This is a genomic window from Flavobacterium humidisoli, from assembly GCF_023272795.1.
GTDB classification, from domain to species: domain Bacteria; phylum Bacteroidota; class Bacteroidia; order Flavobacteriales; family Flavobacteriaceae; genus Flavobacterium; species Flavobacterium humidisoli.
In genome coordinates this window covers 1,854,324-1,877,994 of record NZ_CP096829.1, presented here as the reverse complement: position 1 = coordinate 1,877,994, position 23,671 = coordinate 1,854,324, and the positions used below count along the sequence as shown (strand labels likewise).

The following is a 23,671-nucleotide window of genomic DNA, read 5'->3' as shown; positions in this document are numbered from 1 at the left end:
GATTAATAGTGGCATTTACCACACTCTAAACCTCCCATTTGCGCTGCAGTTAATTTCTCTACACCGTATTTTTTAGAAAGTTCAGCATGAATTTTGTCATAGTAAGCGTTACCTTCCATCTTAACATCGGTTTTTCTATGGCAATCAACACACCATCCCATTGTTAATTTAGAATATTGCTTCATGATTTCAAATTCTTGCACTGGTCCGTGACAAGTTTGACATTCAATACCTGCAACAGAAACGTGTTGAGAGTGGTTGAAGTAAACAAAGTCAGGCAAGTTATGAATACGAACCCATTTTACAGGCTGTGTTTTTCCAGTATAAGCTTGTTTAGTCTTATCCCATCCAACAGCATCATATAATTTTTGAATTTGAGCATCGTAGAACGCTTTACTGTACTCAGGAGTCGCAGTTGTTTCAGCAACCTCAGAAATATTTTTATGACAGTTCATACAAACATTTAATGAAGGTATACCAGCTGTTTTACTTACACGAGCAGCAGAGTGGCAATATTTACAATTGATTTCGTTATCACCAGCGTGAATCTTGTGAGAGTAGTGAATTGGCTGAATTGGCTCATAATTCTGATCTACACCTACTTGCATTAAGTATCCATAAACAAAATAACCACTAGCTAAAAGCAAGAAGATTGAAGTTACTAAAACCAAAAATTGGTTTTTAACGAAAGCTTTCCAGATTGGAGTTCTAGCTTCTTTTGGAGCAACCTCAATACCATTTTTATTCGCAACTTTAGTTAAAACCTTGTTTACCATAAACAACATTACAACCAAAATAGCCATTACTAGAGCAAGAGCCCCTAAAATAATGTTATTTGAAATAGCACCATCTTGAACATTTGTTCCTGGAGGAGTTGCAGCACCTCCTGCAGCCGCAGCAGGTTCAGCTTTTACTTCAGACGTATAAGCTATAATATTATCAATATCTCCTTCAGACAATTGAGGAAACGAAGTCATAACAGCTTTGTTATTTTCCTCAAAAAGTTTAACAGCAACAGGATCACCTGACTTAATCATGTCAGAACTGTTATGCACCCACTTGTAAATCCAAGCCATATCATGCTTAGCAGCAACTCCCCTCAAAGCGGGACCAGTTGATTTAGCATCTAATTTGTGACATGCAGCGCAATTTGCATTAAAAAGTTCCTTCCCTTTTACTGGATCACCGCCTCCTGCAGCTGGAGCAGCGGCAGCAGCCTCAGGCGCCGCCGGAGCAGCAGCATCTTGAGCAAATGACGTTAGGGAGAAAATTAACGTTAGCGATAAGCCAAACAGCAATTTTCTTGAGATCGAATTATGGTTACCCACCTTTTTCATATAGTATAAATAATTGTCTACTAATTTTTGGTATGATTTTTTCTGTACTAAATCCAGTAAAAACCTATACCCTCTTTTAAAACTTGCACAAAAATACGACTTATGAACTATTCTCAAAACCTTAAAATAGTCTTAATTATCAATTTATATCAATTCTAAATAATATTAAAATTTCACACTCAAACTTTAAATAGTATTTTTGCATAAAAACCATCACATTATGAGAATTTTAAGTCCTTCAAAAAATCTTTTCTTAACAATTACAACGATTGCTTTCGCACACAATATTAATGCTCAAGATCAAAATTTAACACTGAACCAAGACCCTAAATTTGAGCAGCTCCTTAACGAAAAGCGTAAAATTAACACGTCAATAAATACAAACGATACTTATAGAATTCAAATCTTTAGTGGCAAAAGCGACGAGGCAAAAAAAACGTTATCGGATTTTAAAAGAGAAAATTCGAATATCGACGGGACCATTATTTTCAGCACTCCTAATTACAAAGTAATTGTTGGAAATTTTAAAACTAGAATAGAGGCAGAAAGAAACCTAGCGGAAATCAAAAAAAGATACAAAAGCGTTTTCTTACTTAAACCTGGAAAATAATCTATTCAAAAAACAAAAAAAGGCGAGATTTTTATCTCGCCTTTTTATTTCCATTAACATATCTTAAACACTATCCTCTCAAAAGCAAAACCATCTCACAATTAAAAATCGGCTCATTTTAATTTTCAATTTACCACTTTTATCCCACTAGCCAAGAAACGAATTTCCTCCTTAGGCGCTTTGATAGCATCTATTTCTCCCTTTGTTTTTTTAGCATCTTTTGCATAATGTTTCAACTCCTCAACTGACGTTATTTTTCTTTCTACACTTCCTTCTAAAACAACATTCTTACCTTTTACTGCCGTTGGCACAAAAAAAGCATAATCTTTCATTTTAACAAAGAAAGAAGACCCATCTTCCGTTTTAACGCTTATCCAACAACCTCTCTTCGGACAAACATCCGTCACTTCCCCTCTAACAGCAACACTTTCTATTTTATTTGTAGTTTTTAGATCTTTCTGCAACTCCGTTACCGAAATTACCTTGCTGATCAAAGCATCTGAAACATCTTCGCCATAATAATCTCCAACCAAAGCATTACCTGCTGGCGGAGCTGGTTTTTCTACAGCTTCTTGAGCAAAAGACACAGCAGAAAAGCACATAAATAAAATCATCGAGTAAAATCCTTTTTTCATATTTCATTATTTTTAGTTCAATGCACCAAACTTGAATAAACTAAAATACACATTTATCTCAAATTATTAAGAATCAATTTTCGGCTCAAAATTTCACAAATAAAAAAGTCCCAATTCACATTGGGACTTTTAATTATATAATTGAATATTATTTCAATTTCTTTTTGATTGCTACTTCATGGTATGCCTCAATAACATCATTAATTTCGATATCATTAAATCCTTTTATCTGGATACCACAATCATAACCTTTAGTCACTTCTTTCACATCATCTTTGAAACGTTTTAAAGCAACTAACTCACCTGTATGAACCACAACTCCATCTCTAATAACTCTAATTTTAGAAGTTCTCAAAATTTTACCATCTGTTACCATACATCCAGCGATTGAACCAACTTTAGAAATTTTGAAAATCTCACGAATTTCTGCATTTCCTAAAATCTCTTCTTTCATCTCTGGCGCCAGCATTCCTTCCATTGCATCTTTCAAGTCGTCGATGGCAGCGTAGATAATAGAATAATAACGGATATCGATTTCTTCTTTATCTGCAAGCTGTCTTGCATTTCCTGCTGGACGAACGTTAAATCCAATAATGATTGCATCTGATGCAGAAGCCAAGTTAACATCAGTTTCTGTAATAGCACCAACTCCTTTATGAATAATATTGATCTGAACTTCTTCTGTAGAAAGTTTAGAGAACGAATCTGATAATGCCTCAACAGAACCATCCACGTCTCCTTTAAGAATCACGTTTAATTCTTTAAACTGACCAAGAGCAATACGGCGTCCAATTTCATCAAGCGTAATATGTCTTTGAGTACGAACAGATTGCTCACGCATTAATTGAGAACGTTTAGACGCAATTTGTTTTGCTTCTTTTTCGTCTTCAAATACATTAAACTTATCACCCGCTGTTGGAGCTCCATCTAAACCTAAAACAGATACCGGAGTCGAAGGACCTGCACTTAAAATAGTATGCCCTCTTTCATCATGCATTGCTTTAACTTTACCATGGTGTTTACCAGCAAGCATATAATCCCCAATTTTCAAAGTACCTTGTTGTACCAAAATCGTAGAAACATATCCTTTTCCTTTATCTAAGTAAGCTTCAACAACAGTTCCTTGAGCCGCTTTATTTGGATTTGCTTTTAGATCTAAAATCTCAGCTTCTAATAAAACTTTCTCTAATAATTCTTTAACACCCGTTCCAACTTTTGCAGAAATATCATGTGACTGAATTTTTCCACCCCAATCTTCAACAAGTAAATTCATACCAGCCAAACGCTCTTTAATTTTATCCACATTTGCGTTTGGTTTATCAATTTTATTGATTGCAAATATAATTGGCACTCCCGCAGCTTGTGCGTGAGAAATTGCTTCTTTTGTTTGTGGCATGATATCATCATCCGCCGCTACTACGATAATAGCAATATCGGTAACCTGAGCTCCACGCGCACGCATCGCGGTAAACGCCTCGTGACCCGGAGTATCTAAGAATGCAATTTTTTGTCCATTATCTAAAGTAACTCCATACGCTCCAATGTGCTGAGTAATACCTCCTGACTCACCAGCAATTACATTTTCTTTACGAATATAATCCAGTAAAGATGTTTTACCGTGGTCAACGTGACCCATTACTGTCACAATTGGCGCTCTTGTCACTAAATCTTCTTCTCTATCTTCTACAACCTCGATTGCTTCTTCAATATCTACAGTAATGAATTCAACATCATAACCAAATTCATCTGCTACAATAGTTAATGTTTCAGCATCTAGACGTTGGTTCATGGTAACCATGATACCAAGAGACATACAAGTTCCAATTACTTTAGTAATCGGCACATCCATCATGATTGCAATTTCACCAACAGTAACGAACTCTGTAACTTTAATCGTTTTACTTCCTTCGTCAAGAGCTCTTTGCTCATCATCAGATTTCTGACGGTGCGTTTCTCTTTTATCTCTTCTATATTTAGCCGCTTTAGATTTTCCTCCTTTACCTTGAAGTTTTTCAAGAGTTTCTCTAATTTGGTTTTTTACTTCTTCTTCTGTAGGCTCAACTTTTGCGACAATTGCAGGACGGTTTCCTTTTACAAAACCTGGTCTTTGACTTCTGTTCGCATTAAAACCTCCTCCACTATTTTGAGTTGGTTTATTATTTGGATTTGGCGTTCCAGCCGCATTACCTGTAGCAGGTTTTGGCGCACCAGGCGTACCCGGTTTTGGACCAATTCTTTTACGCTTATTTTTATTATTTGCGTTGTTATTATTACCAACACCAGGAGCTCCAGGCTTATTCTGAGCCGCTTTAGGATCTTCTTTCTTTTTCTTAGGCTTATTAAATTGAGATAAATCAATTGTCTGACCTGTAAGAGTTGTTCCTGTAAGTTTTTGGTATTGAGTAGTAATAGTTTCCTCCGAAGTCGTTGGATCAGTAGACACGATTGGCTCCTGAGCAACTTTAGATTCTACTTTAACTTCTTTTTTCTCAGTAATAATAGGTTCTTCTTTTTTTGTTTCAGAAACAGGAGTTGAAACAACTGGTTCAGATTTTACTGTTTCATTTTGAACAGGTTTTTCTGGTTGCACAGGTGCAACAACAGCTTTTGGCTCTTCAGCCTTAACCGTTTCCTCAGAAGGAGTAATCGCAGGTTTTTTTGGATTCAAGTCAATTTTACCCACTTGTACAGGTCCTGAAACAACCGCTCTCGCTTTAATTATTTCTTGCTGTTTTTGACGCTCTTCTTCTTGTCTGCGTTTGTCTTCAATTTCTTTCTCACGCTCTACACGTAATGCTTCTTTTTCCTTTCTTTTTTCTTCTCCAACCTCTTTAGAAGCCTCCTTGTTCCCCTTATCGCCCGCAAATTGGCTTTGAAGGATATTAAATTCGCTATCAGAAATTTTTGCATTTGGATTTGCATCAATAGCAATTCCTTTATCTTTTAGATAATCTACAGCTCTTTCTAACGAAATATTTAATTCCCTTAAAACCTTGTTTATTCTTATTACTCTCTCTTCAGACATATAACCTTTTTATTATTACCTTTTTCGTTGTGTTGTTAGAGCAGATGTAAGCTATTGCTTAATTATCAAACTCTTCTTTTAGTATCTTCATAACATCTAGAATCGTTTCCTCTTCTAAGTCTGTTCTTCTTACTAAATCTTCTACGTCGTGTTTCAAGATACTTTTTGCTGTATCCAAACCGATCTTTGCAAACTCTTCAATTACCCACTCTTCGATCTCATCTGAGAACTCTGTCAATTCAACATCGTCTTCATCAGCAACAGTACCGGCAACATCTCCTTCACGAATAACATCTAGCTCATAACCTGTCAATTGACCTGCTAATTTGATATTGTGACCACCTCTACCAATTGCTTTAGAAACCTCTTCTAATTTCAAGAACACTTCAGCTCTTTTGTTATCTTCATCAATTTTGATAGAAGAAACTTTCGCTGGGCTTAAAGCTCTTGTTATAAATAATTGAATATTGTTTGTATAATTGATTACATCAATATTTTCATTTCCTAATTCGCGAACAATTCCATGAATACGAGAACCTTTCATTCCCACACAAGCTCCAACTGGATCAATTCTATCATCATAAGAATCAACAGCTACTTTTGCTTTTTCACCTGGAATACGAACTACATTTTTAACCGTAATTAATCCGTCAAAAACTTCTGGAATTTCTTGTTCAAATAATTTTTCCAAGAACTTCTCTGAAGTTCTAGACATAATAATTTGAGGTTTGTTTCCTTTTAATTCAACGCTTTCAATAATTCCACGAACATTATCTCCTTTACGGAAGAAATCTGACGGAATTTGTTTTTCTTTTGGAAGTACGATTTCATTTCCTTCGTCATCAACTAAGATCACTACTCTTGGACGCACGTGATGTACTTCGGCTGTATAAATATCACCGATAATATCTTTAAATTGCTTATAAAGATTTGTATTATCGTGCTCATGAATTTTAGATATTAAATTCTGACGAAGCGCTAAGATAGCTCTTCTTCCTAAATCAATCAATTTTACTTCTTCAGAAACCTCTTCACCAATTTCAAAATCCGCTTCAATCTTTCTTGCTTCAGTCAATGTAATTTCCTCATTTTCAAAATCAAGATCCTCATCAGCAACAATTACTCTTCTTCTCCAGATTTCCATATCACCTTTGTCAGGATTTATAATGATATCGAAATTTTCATCTGACCCGTATTTTTTCTTTAATGCATTTCTAAATACGTCCTCTAAAATTGCCATAAGCGTTACACGATCAATAAGTTTATTATCTTTAAACTCTGAGAATGAATCGATTAATGCTAAATTTTCCATGCGAATTTTTTAATTAAAATTAAAATGTTACCGTAACAACTGCCTCTTTAATTTCTGTATAAGGTATTTGTTGCTCTTTTTGAACTGTTTCTTTTCCTTTTCCTACTTTTTTCGGTTCTCTTGCTTTCCAAGACAAAATTATAAAAACATCATTAGCTTCTACTAATTCTGCTTCTATTTTTTCCGTATTTGTGGTAACAATCAACGTTCTACCAACATTTTTCTTGTATTGTCTTACCATTTTTAATGGCGTTCCTACACCAACCGATGCTACTTCAAGCGAAAAATCTTGTTCTTCACGATCTAGATTATTCTCGATTGCACGACTTATGTCGATACAGTCTTGCAACGCCACTCCATTATCACCGTCTAAACCAACACTAATTTTAAAAGAATCCGAAACTGCCAAATCAACCAAAAAGACTGATGGTTTTTCCAGAAGAGCTTCTGTAATTAATCCGTTTACTTTTTCTTTAAATGTCATAATTTTATAAAAAGAGGGGACACTTAGTCCCCTCATTATTTAGATTTTAATAAATAACAGTGCAAATATAGTGTTTTTTTTATAAATCAAATAAATTGATTGCTCTAAAATAATTCCGTATCTTTATAATAGCATTAAAAACATAGAATTATTCCCATTTTAACCCTCAAAATCATGAAACGAATCTTAGTACCTACTGACTTTTCCCAACACGCAGAAGACGCTTTAAGAGTTGCCTCTCAAATCGCAAAAAAGAACAATTCTGAAATTATCCTTCTTCATATGCTCGAATTACCACAGCAATCTAACGACGCCATAGTGGGCGGAACCAGCATTCCTGAAACTATGCTTTTTATGAAAAAAGCAAACGAAACATTAGATGAAGTCGCCTCAAAAGAATATTTGGAAGGAATACCGGTAACTGAAATTGTAAAAATGGATAAACCTATACATGGAATAACACAGATAAGCAAAGATTATGATGTTGACCTAATAATCATGGGTTCTCACGGCTCTTCTGGAGTCGAAGAATTACTAATAGGCTCTAATACCGAAAAAGTAGTGAGAAATTCAGAAATTCCTGTTTTAGTCATTAAGAAAAACATTCCAAATTTTAACGCTTCTGACATTGTGTTTGCCTCTGACTTTTCAGAAGAAGCAAAAAAACCATTTGAAAAACTTTTAAATTTCACCAAGCTATTTGATTCAAAACTACACTTAGTTACCATTTGCACCCCTAACAGTTTTAAACCAACTCATGTAAGCGAAAAAGCAATGAGTGACTTTGTAGCCGAATTTAACATCACCAATTACACCACTCAAATTTACAACGATACAAATATTGAAAAAGGAATTATAAACTTCTCTAACAGAATAGACGCCGATGTTATCGGAATGTGCACGCACGGCAGAACCGGCTTTGCACATTTCTTTAATGGAAGCATCAGTGAAGGATTAGTCAATCACGCTGTTAAACCTGTAATTACTTTAAAGATTTAAACAATAATCAAAACTCAAAAAGCTTCTCGAATGAGAAGCTTTTCTTATAACAGCTTAAGTCATAAAGATTTTCATACCATTCTTTAAGACTTATTACAATCCTAGCATCGCACGCACTTCATCTACAGTCTTGCCGAGATATGCAGCCACAGCCTCAAGACTACCAAGAACCACCACCAGATCGTCTACCCAGTTTCCCCCTTGTACTAATTTCATTTCAGAAGGATCTAACTCTGTAAAATTCATTTTTTTCAAATTGTCCATAATTCATTCTTTTATAATTATTATTCAGTTAACGCAAAACATAATGTAGTATTCTAATTATAACAAATATATAAAACACTGATAATAAGAACAATAAAAAACAAAAAAATATTAAATCATTTCAAACATTTCTTCATAGAATTAAAACAAACCACTAACACCCAACCCCCTTCAAACACAAAAAAAAAAAAAAAAAAAAAAAAAAAAACTAACTATAAAAACTTTTTATACATTCAATAAATTCCTGTTTTTTTCTAGAAAAACTCCTTCGCGATGAGCTTTTCAACAAAGTCTATTTGAGCCATACAACAAAGCTCTCAGCATGCTTTATTTAGAACTTTGTCAAATAAAATCTAAATATATATATCATGAAAACAATAGACAAAATTTACATTAACGGAGAATTTATCACTCCTCAAGGAACAGAATATTTTGACCTTATTAGTCCAACAACAAATGAAAAACTAGGAAGCGTTCTTCTAGGAAACACCGAAGACGCTCAAAAAGCCATTGAAGCAGCTAAAAATGCTTTTAAAACTTTTTCAAAAACAACAACCTCAGAAAGGATTCAATATCTTGAAAAAATTAAATCTTCTATTAAAAAAAGAAAAGAAGACTTTGTCAATGTAATGACAGAAGAATATGGAGGCACATTTCAATTTGCAAGCGTAAGCTACGATTATATGTTAAAAAGTTTTGACTCTGCAATCGACATGCTTCATTCTTACAACTTCACTAAAACAATGGGCGAATCTGAGGTTCAAATGGCGCCAATTGGTGTTGTCGGAATTATCATCCCGTGGAACTCAAGCAACGGTTTTATCTGCAGCAAATTATCCACCGCAATTGCAGCAGGATGTACAACCGTAATCAAACCAAGTGAAATGAGTGCCCAGCAAACACAATTGATAACAGAATGCCTTCATGAAGCAAATCTTCCTAAAGGCGTATTTAACATTGTAAATGGATTAGGAGAAATTGTCGGCGCCGAAATAAGCAGAAACCCTGAAATTGCTAAAATTTCTTTTACAGGATCAACTAACGTTGGGAAAATAATTGCAAAAGAAGCTGTAAACACAATGAAAAGAGTAACTCTGGAACTTGGAGGAAAATCTCCAAATATCATTCTAGACGATGCCGACTTTTCAACAGCCATTCCGCTTGCCATTGGCGCCGCTTTTATGAACAGCGGACAAGCTTGTATTGCCGGAACAAGATTACTGATTCCAGAAAACAAACTAGACGAATCTAAACTACTTATTAAAGAAATAATCTCAAACCTTATTGTTGACGATCCAAAAAATCCAAATACCGCAGTAGGACCAATGGTCAGCACAAAACAATACAATCGTGTTCAAGATTATATTCAAATCGGAATTAATGAAGGCGCAGAAATATTAACTGGCGGACTTGGAAAACCAGAAGGCTTAGAAAATGGAAATTTTGTCAAGCCAACAGTCTTTATCAATGTAAACAATCAGATGCGCATTGCAAAAGAAGAAATATTCGGACCTGTTCTCTCCGTTATTACCTATAAATCGGAAGAAGAAGCTATCGAAATTGCTAATGACACAACATACGGATTACAAGCCTACGTAAGTTCTTCAAATACGGAAAGAGCTCATCGAGTTGCTTCTCAAATTAATGCAGGACGTGTTCAAATAAACGGAATTGGTCATGACCCAATGGCACCTTTTGGGGGATTTAAACAATCTGGAATCGGACGTGAATTTGGAATACTTGGCCTAGAAGCCTATTTAGAGCCAAGAGCACTAATTCAACAAAAATAACCTCTCAATCTGGAAATCTTTAACGCATAAAGATTCCAGATTTTAGTATTTTTACAATATGAGCATAAAATCACAAATAAAACCCAAAATACTCTACTCCTGCTATTACTCACGGAGTCGAGAAGGCGAGCATTTTATACCAGAACATGTTTTTAGCTATCAGATTTCTGGCGAAATGATTGTTACAGATAATCAAAATACTTTTCACTCAAAACCAGGAGACTTCCGCTTTAGCAGACGAAATCATTTAGCTAAGTTTACCAAAATTCCACCAGCAGGAGGAGAATTCAAAACCATTTCTCTTTTTCTTGATCAGGAAATTTTACGAGAAATTAGCAAAGAGCACAATTTAAAAGCCGATAAAAAAGCCGATACAAATGCCATGTTCTCATTAGCCCCTAACCCACTCTACCAATCTTTCATGGAATCGCTGATATCATACCTGGAAGTCGAAGAAGAAAACAATGAAACATTGTTCAATTTAAAAATCAAAGAAGCAATTCATCTTTTGCTAAAAATAAATCCAGAATTAAAAGACATATTGTTTGATTTTAATGAGCCTGGAAAAATTGACCTGGAAGCCTTTATGAATAAAAACTTCCACTTTAATGTTCAAATGCAACGATTTGCCTATCTAACAGGAAGAAGTTTAGCCACATTTAAAAGAGATTTTCAAAAAGTTTTTCAGCAGGCACCCGGAAAATGGCTTTTAAACAAAAGACTTCAGGAAGCTTATTATTTAATCAGCCAAGGAAATCCGCCATCAGAAGTATATCTTGGCGTTGGCTTTGAAGATCTTTCACATTTTTCGTTTTCATTCAAAAAGAAATTCGGAATAGTCCCTTCTTCTTTAAACCAAAAATAAAACAATCAAATAGCTAAACATCAGACTCTAAACAAAAATAGCATCCGCTAAATTTACAGCATAAAAAAAGCCTCTCATTTCTGAGAGGCTTTTCTGTTGGTCTACTAGGACTCGAACCTAGAAAGACGGCACCAAAAACCGTAGTGTTACCATTACACCATAGACCAGCAGTGCGGTTAAGCGGGTGCAAAATTAAAACTTTATTTAATTTATGCAAATTTTAAACAAAACTTTTTTAAATAAAAAAAAGTCTCTCATTTCTGAGAGACTTTTCTGTTGGTCTACTAGGACTCGAACCTAGAAAGACGGCACCAAAAACCGTAGTGTTACCATTACACCATAGACCAGCAGTGCTATTAGCGAGTGCAAATTTAAGTCTTTATTTAGTTTGTGCAAACTTTTTGGTCAAAAAAAATCATTTTTTTTGATTTTTCTCCGTTTGAAATTTCCATCAACAATAGAAGTTACTCATAAACAACACATTGCTGTTTCCCGATAGTTTTATAGAATTTTTTGTTAATGCTCGTTTCTTTACATAAAAAAACATTTTCTTTGTAGGATAGAAAAACACTCAAATTTTTAACACCTAAATATGGCACAATTCAATTTCAATAAATGGAATACAATTATTGGTTGGTTTGCATTTGCAATCGCTTTAATAACTTATACATTAACAGTAGAACCTACAATGAGCTTTTGGGATTGCGGAGAATATATTGCTACCGCAGCCAAACTTGAAGTAGGACACCCACCGGGAGCTCCCCTTTTCCAGATGATGGGTGCATTTTTTGCAATGTTTGCAATAGATGCTCAGCATGTGGCTCTAATGGTTAACATGATGTCTGTTTTCTCTAGCGCATTTACCATATTATTTATGTTCTGGTCATCTTCCATGATTTTAAAAAAGATCGTGGCTCGTTTTACAGAAATTGACCAAAACAATTCGATTGTTATTTTAGGAAGCTCTTTTGTTGGGGCTTTGGCTTATACGTTTTCTGATAGTTTTTGGTTTAACGCGGTAGAAGCCGAAGTTTACGCAATGGCATCTTTATTAATTGCATTGCTATTCTGGCTTGGTTTACGTTGGGAACAAGACATGGACAAACCAAAAGGAAACAAATGGCTTTTAATTATTTCTTTGGTTGTTGGTCTTTCGTTTGGAGTCCACTTCATGGCTCTTTTAACCATCCCTTCTATTGGATTCTTATATTATTTCAAACACTACGAAAAAGTTACCATAAAAAACTTCCTTATTGCTAATGTGGTTGTTATCGGAATCTTGTTATTTATTTTTAAATTACTTCTTCCACTAACTATGGCGTTTTTCGGAAAAACCGAAATTTTCATGGTAAATAGTATGGGGCTTCCATTCAATTCAGGAACTATCTTTGTTGCATTACTATTTATTGCGTTTTTCTATTTTGGATTAAAATACACGAGACAAAAAGGTTTAATATTTTACAACACTATTATATTATGTGTTTTATTTATCCTGATTGGTTTCTCTACTTGGCTAATGCTTCCTGTTCGTGCAAATGCGAATACCGTCATTAACGAAAACAAACCATCAGATGCAACTGAGGTTTTAGCTTATTATAATCGTGAGCAATATGGTGTAAATCCTTTGTTTTACGGACCTCAATACACTGAGCTTTTTGCCGGTCTTGATGCTAAAACACCTTATTTAGACAAAAAACCAAACTACGAAAGAGATTATAAAACAGGTAAATACATTATTACCAATAATTATAAAAATGCAGAACAAAATTCTGACGACAATCAGAAAGCAATTCTGCCAAGAATGTGGAGTACAGAAACAGGTCACATTCAAAACTATATCAACTTTACAAATCCTCCAAAGTTTAGAATTGACCCAAATCATAATTATGATGAAGATTTGGCAAAATACGGAATCGATGCTAGCCAATTAAGCGAAGATGAATACAACAAAGCTACGGCTCAATTGCGCAATGAAGTTGAAAAAACAGTTTCGGAATTTAGAAAAGCTTACGCTCAAAAACAAATTGACAACGAAGGTTACGTAAAATTTTTAAGAAGCTACGGCGAGTATTTACTTATCGAAAAACCTTCTACGGCAGACAACTTCAGTTTTATGTTTGAATACCAATTTGGATATATGTACTGGAGATATTTAATGTGGAATTTTGTTGGACGCCAAAACGATGTTCAAGGTAAATACGATAATCTTGACGGAAACTGGATTAGTGGCATTAAAGCTTTAGATTCGGTTCATTTAGGTTCTCAAGACAATTTACCTTCTGATGTATTAAATAACAAGGGACGTAATGTTTATTATTTCCTTCCGTTTATTTTAGGATTAATTGGTATTATGTACCATGCTAACAAAGACTTGAAGAGTTTCTATGTTCTTTTGGCTTTGTTTTTATTTACAGGAATTGCACTAAAAATATATTTAAATGAAAGACCTTTTGAACCTCGTGAAAGAGATTATGCTTTAGTAGGTTCCTTCTATGTCTTTGCCATCTGGATCGGATTTGGTGTTTATTCACTTTATGAAAGTTTGCAGAAATACTTGGCTCCAAAAATTGCCGGGCCAGTAATTATTGCCGGAAGTTTATTGGCCGCTCCTGTTTTAATGGCTTCTCAAAACTGGGATGATCATGATAGATCTGGAAAATATACAGCAGTTGCTATGGCAAAAGCTTATTTAAATTCTTGTGATAAAGATGCTATTTTATTTACTATTGGAGACAATGATACCTTCCCTCTTTGGTACGCGCAGGAAATTGAACATTTTAGAACCGATGTGAAGATTGTAAATACAAGTTTATTTATGACAGATTGGTACATTGATCAAATGAAAGCAAAGTCTTACGAGTCAAATCCGTTACCAATTTCTTTTGTACACAGCCAATATGTGGGAGATAATTTGGATTACACGGCTTACATCCAGAAAATTGATACACGCTGGAATATTAAAGATTTTATCGATTTCATCAAAAATCCTAAATCGACTGTTGGTTTACAAAACGGACAAACCATCCATTTCTACCCAACAAACAAGATTAGAGTAAATGTTGATAAAAACACTATTATTCAAAATAAAGTAGTTAATCCTAAATATTACGATTCTATTGTTCCTTATTTAGACATTGATATCAAAGGAAGCGCATTATACAAAAACCGTTTAATGATGCTTGATATCTTAGCAAATAACAACTGGAAAAGACCAATCTATTTTAGTGGTGGTGCTTTTGATGATGAAGACTATTTATGGCTAAAAGATTATCTGCAGTTGGACGGAATGGTTTATAAATTGGTTCCAGTAAAAAACACTCCTTCTAAAGATGGCGGACCATTAGACATGGGACAAATTGATGCTGATAAAATGTATGATATTGTAATGAAATGGGATTGGGGAAATAGTAATGGAAACATCTATCACGACCCTGAAACTAGAAGAAATAGCATTACTTACCGTACAAATCTTTCTAGATTAATGAATCAGCTTATTGCTGAAGGCAAAATTGATAAAGCCAAAAATGTAATCAATTTAGCGATGACCAAAATGCCTTTAGACAAATATGGTTATTATTCATTAGTTGAAGCTTTTGGAGATGGTTATTATAAAGTTGGTGAAAAAGCTAAGGCGCAAGATCTTTTAAATAAATTAGTTCAGAAATATAAAGAGAATCTAAACTATTACAGCACATTGCCTCCTTCTGACCAAACTTCTTTAGCAGTAGACATTATTACTGATATTGAACGTTACAGAAGCCTGCTACACGTAATGGATGACAATAAAGACACTGCTTTTTACAACCAGCACAAAACTACGTTTAACACTTATGTAAATGTTTTCGAGCGTTTTGGACGTGAAAAAGAATAATTAATATACGCAAATCTTACTTATTAAAAAAATGCAGCGCTGTTTGATAAATAGCGCTGCATTTTTTAATTTTATACGACAATAATTTTAATTTAAAATGAGCTTCTATTGGGTAAAAACTAATGCATTTATCAAAAAGGTGTTTTCTAAATATTGCTGGGATATTCCTAACAACGAAAAGAAAATATACCTCACTTTTGATGATGGCCCGACTCCAGAAATTACAGACTGGGTTTTGTCTGAATTAAAAAAATTTGATGCTAAAGCTACTTTCTTCTGTATCGGAAAAAACATTAAAGCCAATCTGGCTCTGTTTGAAAAGTTGATTACCGACGGACATTCAATTGGGAACCATACTATGAATCATGTTAATGGATGGAAAAGCCACACCAATGAATATATTGAGAATGTACAAAACTGTGCCGCTATTTTAGACGAGCAAGAGAAAACCCCTCACCGCTTATTATTCCGTCCTCCTTATGGAAAAATTAAAAAAGCACAGTCTAAAATTCTTAGAAGCTTAGGCTATAAAATTGTAATGTGGGATGTTTTAAGTGCCGATTTTGATCAAAGCATTACGCCAGAAAAATGTCTTGAAAACGTAACAAAAAATGTAAAATCAGGTAGCGTAATTGTTTTTCATGACAGCGTTAAGGCTTCTCCAAATTTAAGATTCGCCTTGCCTAGAACACTGCATTTTTTAAAAGAAAATGGATATAAGTTTGATATTATTCACTAAATAACATCAATCAAAAGAAGTTATTTAGACATTAAATTGTTCCTGAACAATTCCGATAATAGTATTAGCATCAAGCTCTCCAGATTGTCTCCAAATCATTTGCCCTTCTTTGTAAATCATTAAAGTTGGAAGCCCTTTAATACGAAGTGCTTCTGCGAGTTCCTGATTTTTATCTACATCAATTTTGATTACTTTGGCCTTATCGCCAAGCGCAGCCGCTACGTCCTTAATAACAGGATGCATAGAAACCGAAGATTCATTCCAATCTGTGTAAAAATCAATTAACACTGGAACTTGGGCATTTATTAGTTCTCCAAATTTTGACATAAAACCAAAAATTTAAGTTTTTTAAATCTCTTAAAAGAAATAAATATTATACAAATGTAGCATTTTTAACGAATTAAGCGACATTACGGCCTTTTTTTAGTTCAATTACTGTTATTTCAGGCATAATTCCAACTCGTCCTGGATAAGCGTGAAAACCAAATCCGCGGTTAACATAAACGTATTTTCCGACGTTTTCGTACAAACCTGCCCATTGTTTATAAATGTATTGTGCCAAACTCCATTTAAAATAACCTGGAATTTCAATTCCAAACTGCATACCATGCGTATGACCGGCAAAAGTCAGATGAAAATTCTTCGGATGGTCTTTAATTTCAGCATCCCAATGACTTGGATCATGGCTCATTAAAACTTTAAAATCGTCTTGATGCACATTTTCTGAAGCTTTGTTTAAATCACCTGCTTTTTTAAAATTTACTCCCCAATTCTCTACTCCAATCAGAGCAATTTTATCATCCCCTTTTTGAATATAAGTATGCTCGTTCAACATTAATTTAAAACCAATCTGACCATAAAGGTTTTTAATCGCCTTAAAATTTTCGTCTTTTTCTTTTTCAGAAGGCCATGTTACATATTCACCATAATCATGATTCCCTAAAACAGCAAACTTCCCATATTTATAATCTTTAATACGATTAAAAGTTTCCAGCCAAGGATGCATTTCTTTTGCGTGAGTATTCACAATATCTCCTGTAAACAAAATCAAATCTGCTTCTTGTGCATTGATCAAATCAATAGCATAATTAATTTTCTCTGGATTATCAAAACTACCACTATGCACATCAGAAATTTGCGTAATTTTAAAACCGTCAAAAGCATCTGGAAGATCTGGAAAAAATACGGTTTGTTTGATTACTTTGAAATTATATTTCCCTTCAAAAATTCCGTAAATAATAGAAAGAAATGGAATTGCTGCCAAGCCTAAAGCGATCTGACTTACAAATTTTCTTCTGTCAGGCATCATTTCCTTTCGCGGAGTATTGTAAACAAAATAATTCAGTATACTGGCGCCTACTCTAATAATATCCTCGCCAAACATTATTAATGTAAGTACAATTTTTGGCACATATACTACGAGCATCAAACCTGTAGTAAACATAAATTGCCTAGTTTGACCAACTGATCGGTCTACCTGCGAAAAAGAATAAATAATAAATATTAAAACCAGCAAGCTTATTACTTGATAGCCAATCAAAACCCAACGTGCTTTGATTAAAGTGCGAAAAGCTTGATAAGAATAGAACTCAATAAATAATAAAAGAGCGCATAGAATTATAAAACGAAAGATCATTTAATATATAGTTTTAAACAAAGTAACAAAGAATGAAAATTCTATTTCTTTTTATTATAAAAAATTTAACGCTGTTAAAATAAAAAAGCTGAAAGATGGCTCTTTCAGCTTTAACCTACCAACCTTTAAAACTATTTACTTTTAAGACCTAAGTCTAGTTTTATTTTGCTTTTGGAGCTTCTGTTTTTGCAGCTTCTGCTTTTTTCTCTCCTTTTGCTTTTTTGTCAGCTTTCTTTTCTGCTTTTTTATCGTGTTTAGCAGCTTTCACTTCTTTCGTTTGCGCTGGCGCTGGAGTTGTTTGTGCGTTTACCATTGAAAATGTTCCTAGAACTGCTACTGCTAAAATTGCTAATTTTTTCATGACTTTAAATTTTTATGATTGTTTATTTTCATTTTTACAAGTCAAAGATATAATCGTAAAATGAAGACAAAATGAAGAAAAAGTCTTACAGAAAATTTTAACTTTTAATTAGCTTTTTCAAACAACAACGTAAAAGTTGTCCCTTCATTTAAAACCGATTTAACTTTGATTTGAATATGATGAAAAGATGCGATACTTTGTGCAATTGCAAGTCCTAATCCCTGCCCTTCTTGATCTGAATTAATTCTCGCAAAACGGCTAAATATTTTCTCAAGTTGAGATTCGTCCATTCCTATTCCTGAATCTTTTACCGAAATAAAATAATGCTCCTCTACAAAACCGTCTTCTACAATTATTTTTCCTTTTGGCTTATTGTATTTTATAGCATTAGTTACGAGATTATAGATAAGAATATGAAGTAAGGTTTTGTTTCCTATAAAAACAAAATTATTTTCCATTTCGTTCATAAACTGAATATCTCTATCCTCGATTCGATCTAGAAGATCTTCCTGCAGATCAGCAACGATTTCTTTAAGATTGATTGCTTCATTTGCTTCATATTGATTATTATCTATTCTAGAAATCAACAGTAAATTATTAATGATTTTTTTCAGCATATCTAATGTCTTCAAAGACCCTGCAATTTTATCAACCGCATGATCGTCCAAAGACTCATTTTGCAACAAGTTTTCAAGTTTGTTTTTAAGAAGAGCAATCGGCGTAAGAAGTTCGTGTGAAACATTCGAAATAAACTGTTTTTCCTTTTTAAAAACTTCGGTAATTCTATCCATCATTTGATTTAAAACAAAATCCAATTCTCTAAAATCTCTTGAAGTTGCTTTTATCGGAGTATGATCAAATGTTTCTGGCTCGTTTACACGCCTGATTTTGGTATCGATAATTTTGTAAAATGGTTTTAAAAGATATTCGATATAAAAAGTATCAGCCAAAAAAGTAATAAGAAGAATTACGACAAAAACAATTATAATGAAAAGTTTAATCGCAAAAGTCAGATCATTAACCTCGCTCAAACTACTTCCTATTTCAAGCTGATAATCTTCACCTTCATAAGTAAAATGATGCTGGAGAATTCTATATTCATTTTCTTCTCCTTCAATTTTTCGATACTCATTACTAAAAGTGGTTTTCTTCTGATGTGGTTTTACCGACACTCTGGACAGCACCAAAAACTCACTATGCAGTGTTGAAAATTCAGAAAAAGCATCGGTTGAATCGTCTGGGTTTTCTATAAAATCATTTATCTCTTCCTTATTCAGATGTTCAATAAATTTTTTCTTTTTCTCAAGCAGTGTATTATTAATATGATGATACACCACATTTTCTACCAAAATAGGAAGCATTAGCCATAAAACCAAAATGACCAGCAGTCTGGTCAAGGCGTTAAAAATAGCTAATTGATGTTTTATTTTCACGAGAATCGATTTATTCGTTTATACGATAACCAACATTTCGAACCGTTTCAAACCAATCTATAGCAGTATGCTTATCCAGTTTTTTTCGAAGATTACGAACATGCACATCTATAAAATTAGAATCAGAATTAACTTCTAGAATATCGCCCCAAATATGCTCTGTTAATTGCAATCTTGTAATAACACGGTTTTTATTGAGAACCAAATACTGAAAAATATCAAATTCTTTTTTGGTAAGACTGATTGGCTGATCGCTAAAACTCACCTTATAATCCTGAAGCTGTAATAAAAAGCCATGAATGCTCAAATTGTTTAAAGTAAAACCGTGAATTCTACGAACTACAGCAAATATTCTTGCGGCCAATTCTGTCAAAGCAAAAGGTTTGGTCAAATAATCATCAGCCCCCAAATGCAATCCATTTATTCTATCATCCAATTCTCCTCGGGCAGTAAGAACAATTACCGCAATTTTGGATTTGGTTTTTCTAATTGCCTGCAAAACCTCAAAACCATCACCATCGGGTAAACCAAGATCTAAAAGCATAACATCGTAATCATTGCTTCCAAATTCTTCAAGAGCTTCGGCACAATTATTTGCAATTTTACAAATATAACCTGCGTTGCATAAAAAATCGTAGACTTCTACGGCAAGTTCCTTATTATCTTCAACAATTAAAACATTCATAAGCACAACATTTAAGCGCAATTAAAATTAATCAATTATAAAAAATTGAGTAGCGTATTATTAAAAAATTAACGAATGAAAAAAGCTGATAAATTTCTTCATCAGCTTCTTCAATCGCATTCTCATAATCATTATTCCTGTTTTGCCTTCGTTACAAAGCTTCGAAAACAAAACGAGAGCAATTTTTATTTTTTAGCCTTTGCTGTTTCTGGTTTTACAGCTTCTGGTTTCGCAGTTTCTGTTTTTGTCGCTTCAGTTTTTGCTGATTTTGCTTTTTTATCAGATTTGTGTTTTGGATGTTTGGTTGCTTTTACTTCTTTAGCTGGAGCTTCTTTTCCATCTTTTGCAGGAAATGCGTGAACCATTGCACTTGTTCCTAAAACTGCTACTAGTAACATTAATAAATTTCTCATGATTTCTAAGATTTAAGAATTAATAACCTTTTAATTTATACCTCAAAATTACCCTCGCAACATGAAGAGAAAATGAAGAAATCCCTGAATAAAAAATTTTAACTTGATATTAACGCTTTGCAATTTTTTCTACCATATAAGTCATATAAATTCATTTAAATATTTAACCCTTTTTCAGCCTTATTTCACCGACCCAGAAGACGCACTGCGGTGCGTCTCTACAAAAATGGTCTTATAGGACTTATATGGTCAAACAAAATTAATTTTCGAGAAGCAAATCGTTTTTTAAAACCCAATTGTTTATTTTTACAGACTAATATTTTTAATATGTCAACTCAAAAACGCCTTTTTCTTCTAGATGCTTATGCACTAATTTTTCGTGGTTATTATGCTTTTATAAAAAACCCGAGAATCAACTCAAAAGGAATGGATACATCTGCAATTATGGGTTTTATGAACTCACTTTTGGATGTTATTAAAAGAGAAAAACCAGATCATTTAGCCGTTGCTTTTGATAAAGGCGGTAGCCATGTAAGAACCGAAATGTTCGTCGAATATAAAGCCAATCGTGATGCAACGCCAGAGGCTATTAAAATTGCCATTCCGTATATTCAGGAATTATTGCGAGCAATGCATATTCCTATTATTGAAATCGAGGGCTGTGAAGCCGATGACTTAATTGGAACAATCGCTAAGCAAGCAGAAAAACAAAACTACAAAGTCTACATGGTAACTCCAGATAAGGATTTTGCCCAACTAGTTTCTGAAAACATCTTTATGTATAAACCGGCCCGAATGGGTAACGGAATCGAAATCTGGGGCGTTCCTGAGGTTTTGGCAAAATTTGAAATCGAAAGACCAGAACAAGTAATTGATTTTCTTGGAATGATGGGCGACGCCGTGGATAATATTCCTGGATTGCCTGGAGTTGGAGAAGTTACAGCCAAAAAGTTCCTGAAAGAATTTGGAACAATGGAAAACCTTTTAGAAAACACACATTTACTAAAAGGCAAAATGAAAGAGAACATAGAAGCTAACAAGGAAAAAGGTATTCTTTCTAAAAAATTAGCCGCAATTATCACCGATTGTGATGTTACTTTCAATGAAGAAGATTACGAACTTTCTCGTCCTGATATCGAAAAAACAGATGCTATTTTTCAGGAATTGGAATTTAGAAGAATGGCAGAACAGTTTGACAATTTATTTAAAACTGATGGCACTCAAATTGCTGCTCCAGCTTCTGATGCCAAAATATACAAAAAAGCTCAGCCTAAAAACGAAGATCAATTTGATCTTTTTGGAGGCGGAAATACGAATGGAGAAAATGCTGAAATCGAAAGAACTTCGTTTTATAACACTTTAGAAAACACCGAGCATTTTTACCAAACCATTCAAGGTGATTTAGGTATTAAAATGCTTTTACAAAATTTACAAAAACAGACTTCGGTTTGTTTTGACACTGAAACCACAGGAATCGATGCTTTGCACGCAGAACTGGTTGGAATGTCTTTTGCTTACGAGAAAGGAAAAGCATTTTATGTTCCGTTCCCAGAAAGTCAGGAAGAAGCACAAGCTTTAGTTGACAAATTTATTCCGTTTTTTGAAAATGACAACATTGAAAAAATCGGACAGAATTTAAAATACGATCTAAAAATCCTTTCTAATTATGGTGTAACCGTAAAAGGAAAACTTTTTGATACGATGATTGCGCATTATTTGATTAATCCAGATATGCGTCACAACATGGATATTTTAGCCGAAACATATTTGAAATATTCTCCTAAATCTATTGAAACTTTAATTGGTAAAAAAGGAAAAAATCAGCTTAATATGCGCGACGTTCCTTTAGAAGATATTAAAGAATATGCTGCTGAAGATGCAGATGTTACTTTACAATTAAAAGAAATCTTCACAACCGAATTAGATAAAACAGAAACTAAAAAGTTATTTGACGAAATCGAAATTCCATTAGTAAGCGTATTGGCCGACATGGAAACGGAAGGAATTCGTTTGGATGTAGATTTCTTAAAAGCAATGTCTTCTGAAATGGAAGTTGAAATCAAATCTTTAGAAGAAAAAATATATGAAACTGCTGGCGAGAAATTCAACTTGGCCTCTCCAAAACAATTAGGAGATATTTTATTTGACAAACTAAAAATTGGTGGTGCAAAGCAAAAGAAAACCAAAACGGGTCAATACGCAACTGGCGAAGAAGTTTTAACTTATTTAGCGAATGATAACCCAATTGTAAAACAGATTTTAGACTGGCGCCAGATGGTAAAACTTCAAAGCACTTATATTTTGGCTTTACCAGAACAGGTTGACAAAAAGACTTTACGCGTTCATACTGATTATATGCAGACGGTTGCGGCAACGGGACGTTTGAGCTCTAATAATCCGAACTTGCAGAATATTCCGATTCGTACCGAAAGAGGCCGTCAGATACGTAAAGCTTTCGTAGCACGCGATGAAAATTATACTTTAATCTCTGCCGATTACTCGCAAATTGAATTGAGGATTATCGCTGCTTTGAGTGGTGAAGAAAATATGATCGCCGCTTTCCAGAACGGAGAAGACATTCACAGAGCGACCGCAGCAAAAGTTTTTGACGTAGCTTTAGAAGAAGTTTCCCGCGAACAAAGAAGTAATGCGAAAACAGTAAACTTTGGAATCATATATGGCGTTTCTGCTTTTGGATTGAGTAATCAGACTTCTCTATCTAGAAGTGAAAGTGCTGCTTTGATCGATGCTTATTACAAAACATATCCTCGTCTTAAATCTTATATTTCAGAACAAATTGAATTTGCTCGCGAAAAAGGTTATGTACAAACCATTTTAGGTCGTCGCCGTTATTTAAAAGATATTAATTCAGCCAATGCCGTTGTAAGAAGTGCTGCTGAACGAAATGCTGTAAATGCCCCAATTCAGGGAAGCGCTGCCGATGTGATCAAAATTGCGATGATCAACATTCATAAAAAACTTCGTGATGAAAACTGGAAATCTAAAATGCTACTTCAGGTGCATGATGAGCTTGTGTTCGATGTTCACAACGATGAACTCGAAAAAATCCAGCCTATGATTAAACATGAAATGGAAAATGCATTTAAAATGTCTGTTCCTTTAGAAGTTGAATTAGGAATGGGTAAAGATTGGCTAGAAGCGCATTAATGATTTTAGATTGTTGATTTCAGATTGTTGATTTCAGATTTCTA

19 protein-coding genes and 2 tRNA genes are annotated in these 23,671 nt (G+C 34.0%); 7 read left to right on the top strand and 14 right to left on the bottom strand.

What is annotated here, in order from left to right:
* Positions 1 to 2: 2 nt before the first annotated feature.
* Positions 3 to 1,337, bottom strand: a complete 1,335-nt coding sequence (locus M0M44_RS08445) for a c-type cytochrome (protein ID WP_248729360.1) — start codon at positions 1,335 to 1,337, stop codon at positions 3 to 5.
* Positions 1,338 to 1,557: 220 nt separating this feature from the next.
* Between M0M44_RS08445 and M0M44_RS08440 the strand changes: the two genes are divergently transcribed.
* Positions 1,558 to 1,947, top strand: coding sequence for an SPOR domain-containing protein (locus M0M44_RS08440; RefSeq protein ID WP_095927933.1), 390 nt, complete (start codon positions 1,558 to 1,560; stop codon positions 1,945 to 1,947).
* Positions 1,948 to 2,072: 125 nt separating this feature from the next.
* On the opposite strand, the gene M0M44_RS08435 is transcribed toward M0M44_RS08440, so the two are convergent.
* The 4 genes from M0M44_RS08435 to rimP all read right to left on the bottom strand — a co-directional run bounded on the left by M0M44_RS08435 (position 2,073) and on the right by rimP (position 7,403).
* Positions 2,073 to 2,582, bottom strand: coding sequence for a DUF4920 domain-containing protein (locus M0M44_RS08435; RefSeq protein WP_248729359.1), 510 nt, complete (start codon positions 2,580 to 2,582; stop codon positions 2,073 to 2,075).
* Between the two features lie 148 nt (positions 2,583 to 2,730).
* Positions 2,731 to 5,607, bottom strand: coding sequence for a translation initiation factor IF-2 (gene infB, locus M0M44_RS08430; protein WP_248729358.1), 2,877 nt, complete (start codon positions 5,605 to 5,607; stop codon positions 2,731 to 2,733).
* A 58-nt stretch (positions 5,608 to 5,665) separates the two neighbouring features.
* On the bottom strand, positions 5,666 to 6,919 hold the full coding sequence (gene nusA / locus M0M44_RS08425; RefSeq protein WP_095927936.1) for a transcription termination factor NusA: 1,254 nt from the start codon (positions 6,917 to 6,919) through the stop codon (positions 5,666 to 5,668).
* A gap of 19 nt (positions 6,920 to 6,938) precedes the next feature.
* Positions 6,939 to 7,403, bottom strand: coding sequence for a ribosome assembly cofactor RimP (gene rimP, locus M0M44_RS08420; RefSeq protein WP_172426838.1), 465 nt, complete (start codon positions 7,401 to 7,403; stop codon positions 6,939 to 6,941).
* A gap of 174 nt (positions 7,404 to 7,577) precedes the next feature.
* Here rimP and M0M44_RS08415 point away from each other — a divergent pair, with 174 nt between their 5' ends.
* Positions 7,578 to 8,402, top strand: a complete 825-nt coding sequence (locus M0M44_RS08415; protein ID WP_248729357.1) for a universal stress protein — start codon at positions 7,578 to 7,580, stop codon at positions 8,400 to 8,402.
* A 93-nt stretch (positions 8,403 to 8,495) separates the two neighbouring features.
* On the opposite strand, the gene M0M44_RS08410 is transcribed toward M0M44_RS08415, so the two are convergent.
* On the bottom strand, positions 8,496 to 8,666 hold the full coding sequence (locus M0M44_RS08410; RefSeq protein ID WP_248729356.1) for a hypothetical protein: 171 nt from the start codon (positions 8,664 to 8,666) through the stop codon (positions 8,496 to 8,498).
* A gap of 368 nt (positions 8,667 to 9,034) precedes the next feature.
* Between M0M44_RS08410 and M0M44_RS08405 the strand changes: the two genes are divergently transcribed.
* Both M0M44_RS08405 and M0M44_RS08400 read left to right on the top strand, forming a co-directional pair.
* Positions 9,035 to 10,456, top strand: a complete 1,422-nt coding sequence (locus tag M0M44_RS08405; protein WP_248729355.1) for an aldehyde dehydrogenase family protein — start codon at positions 9,035 to 9,037, stop codon at positions 10,454 to 10,456.
* A 58-nt stretch (positions 10,457 to 10,514) separates the two neighbouring features.
* Positions 10,515 to 11,321 carry an AraC family transcriptional regulator gene (locus tag M0M44_RS08400; RefSeq protein ID WP_248729354.1) on the top strand — a complete coding sequence of 269 codons (807 nt, stop codon included), beginning with the start codon at positions 10,515 to 10,517 and terminating at the stop codon, positions 11,319 to 11,321.
* A gap of 96 nt (positions 11,322 to 11,417) precedes the next feature.
* Here M0M44_RS08400 and M0M44_RS08395 read toward each other — a convergent pair.
* Positions 11,418 to 11,488, bottom strand: a tRNA-Gln gene (locus tag M0M44_RS08395).
* Positions 11,489 to 11,597: 109 nt separating this feature from the next.
* Positions 11,598 to 11,668: transfer RNA gene (locus tag M0M44_RS08390), tRNA-Gln, on the bottom strand.
* 245 nt (positions 11,669 to 11,913) lie between these two features.
* Between M0M44_RS08390 and M0M44_RS08385 the strand changes: the two genes are divergently transcribed.
* Entirely contained in the window at positions 11,914 to 15,192 is a 3,279-nt protein-coding gene (locus M0M44_RS08385) for a glycosyltransferase family 117 protein (protein ID WP_248729353.1), read from the top strand.
* Between the two features lie 97 nt (positions 15,193 to 15,289).
* Positions 15,290 to 15,931, top strand: a complete 642-nt coding sequence (locus M0M44_RS08380) for a polysaccharide deacetylase family protein (RefSeq protein ID WP_248729352.1) — start codon at positions 15,290 to 15,292, stop codon at positions 15,929 to 15,931.
* A gap of 24 nt (positions 15,932 to 15,955) precedes the next feature.
* On the opposite strand, the gene M0M44_RS08375 is transcribed toward M0M44_RS08380, so the two are convergent.
* From M0M44_RS08375 to M0M44_RS08350, 6 genes are all read right to left on the bottom strand, one after another.
* Complete coding sequence (locus M0M44_RS08375) at positions 15,956 to 16,258, bottom strand: thioredoxin family protein (protein ID WP_008466807.1); 303 nt, start codon at positions 16,256 to 16,258, stop codon at positions 15,956 to 15,958.
* A gap of 73 nt (positions 16,259 to 16,331) precedes the next feature.
* On the bottom strand, positions 16,332 to 17,567 hold the full coding sequence (locus tag M0M44_RS08370) for a metallophosphoesterase (protein WP_248729351.1): 1,236 nt from the start codon (positions 17,565 to 17,567) through the stop codon (positions 16,332 to 16,334).
* A 160-nt stretch (positions 17,568 to 17,727) separates the two neighbouring features.
* Positions 17,728 to 17,928, bottom strand: coding sequence for a hypothetical protein (locus M0M44_RS08365; protein ID WP_248729350.1), 201 nt, complete (start codon positions 17,926 to 17,928; stop codon positions 17,728 to 17,730).
* A gap of 104 nt (positions 17,929 to 18,032) precedes the next feature.
* On the bottom strand, positions 18,033 to 19,361 hold the full coding sequence (locus tag M0M44_RS08360) for a sensor histidine kinase (protein WP_248729349.1): 1,329 nt from the start codon (positions 19,359 to 19,361) through the stop codon (positions 18,033 to 18,035).
* 10 nt (positions 19,362 to 19,371) lie between these two features.
* Positions 19,372 to 20,046, bottom strand: a complete 675-nt coding sequence (locus tag M0M44_RS08355; RefSeq protein ID WP_248729348.1) for a response regulator transcription factor — start codon at positions 20,044 to 20,046, stop codon at positions 19,372 to 19,374.
* A gap of 185 nt (positions 20,047 to 20,231) precedes the next feature.
* Positions 20,232 to 20,459 carry a hypothetical protein gene (locus M0M44_RS08350; RefSeq protein WP_248729347.1) on the bottom strand — a complete coding sequence of 76 codons (228 nt, stop codon included), beginning with the start codon at positions 20,457 to 20,459 and terminating at the stop codon, positions 20,232 to 20,234.
* Positions 20,460 to 20,786: 327 nt separating this feature from the next.
* Between M0M44_RS08350 and polA the strand changes: the two genes are divergently transcribed.
* Positions 20,787 to 23,627 carry a DNA polymerase I gene (polA, locus tag M0M44_RS08345; protein ID WP_248729346.1) on the top strand — a complete coding sequence of 947 codons (2,841 nt, stop codon included), beginning with the start codon at positions 20,787 to 20,789 and terminating at the stop codon, positions 23,625 to 23,627.
* Positions 23,628 to 23,671 lie beyond the last annotated feature (44 nt).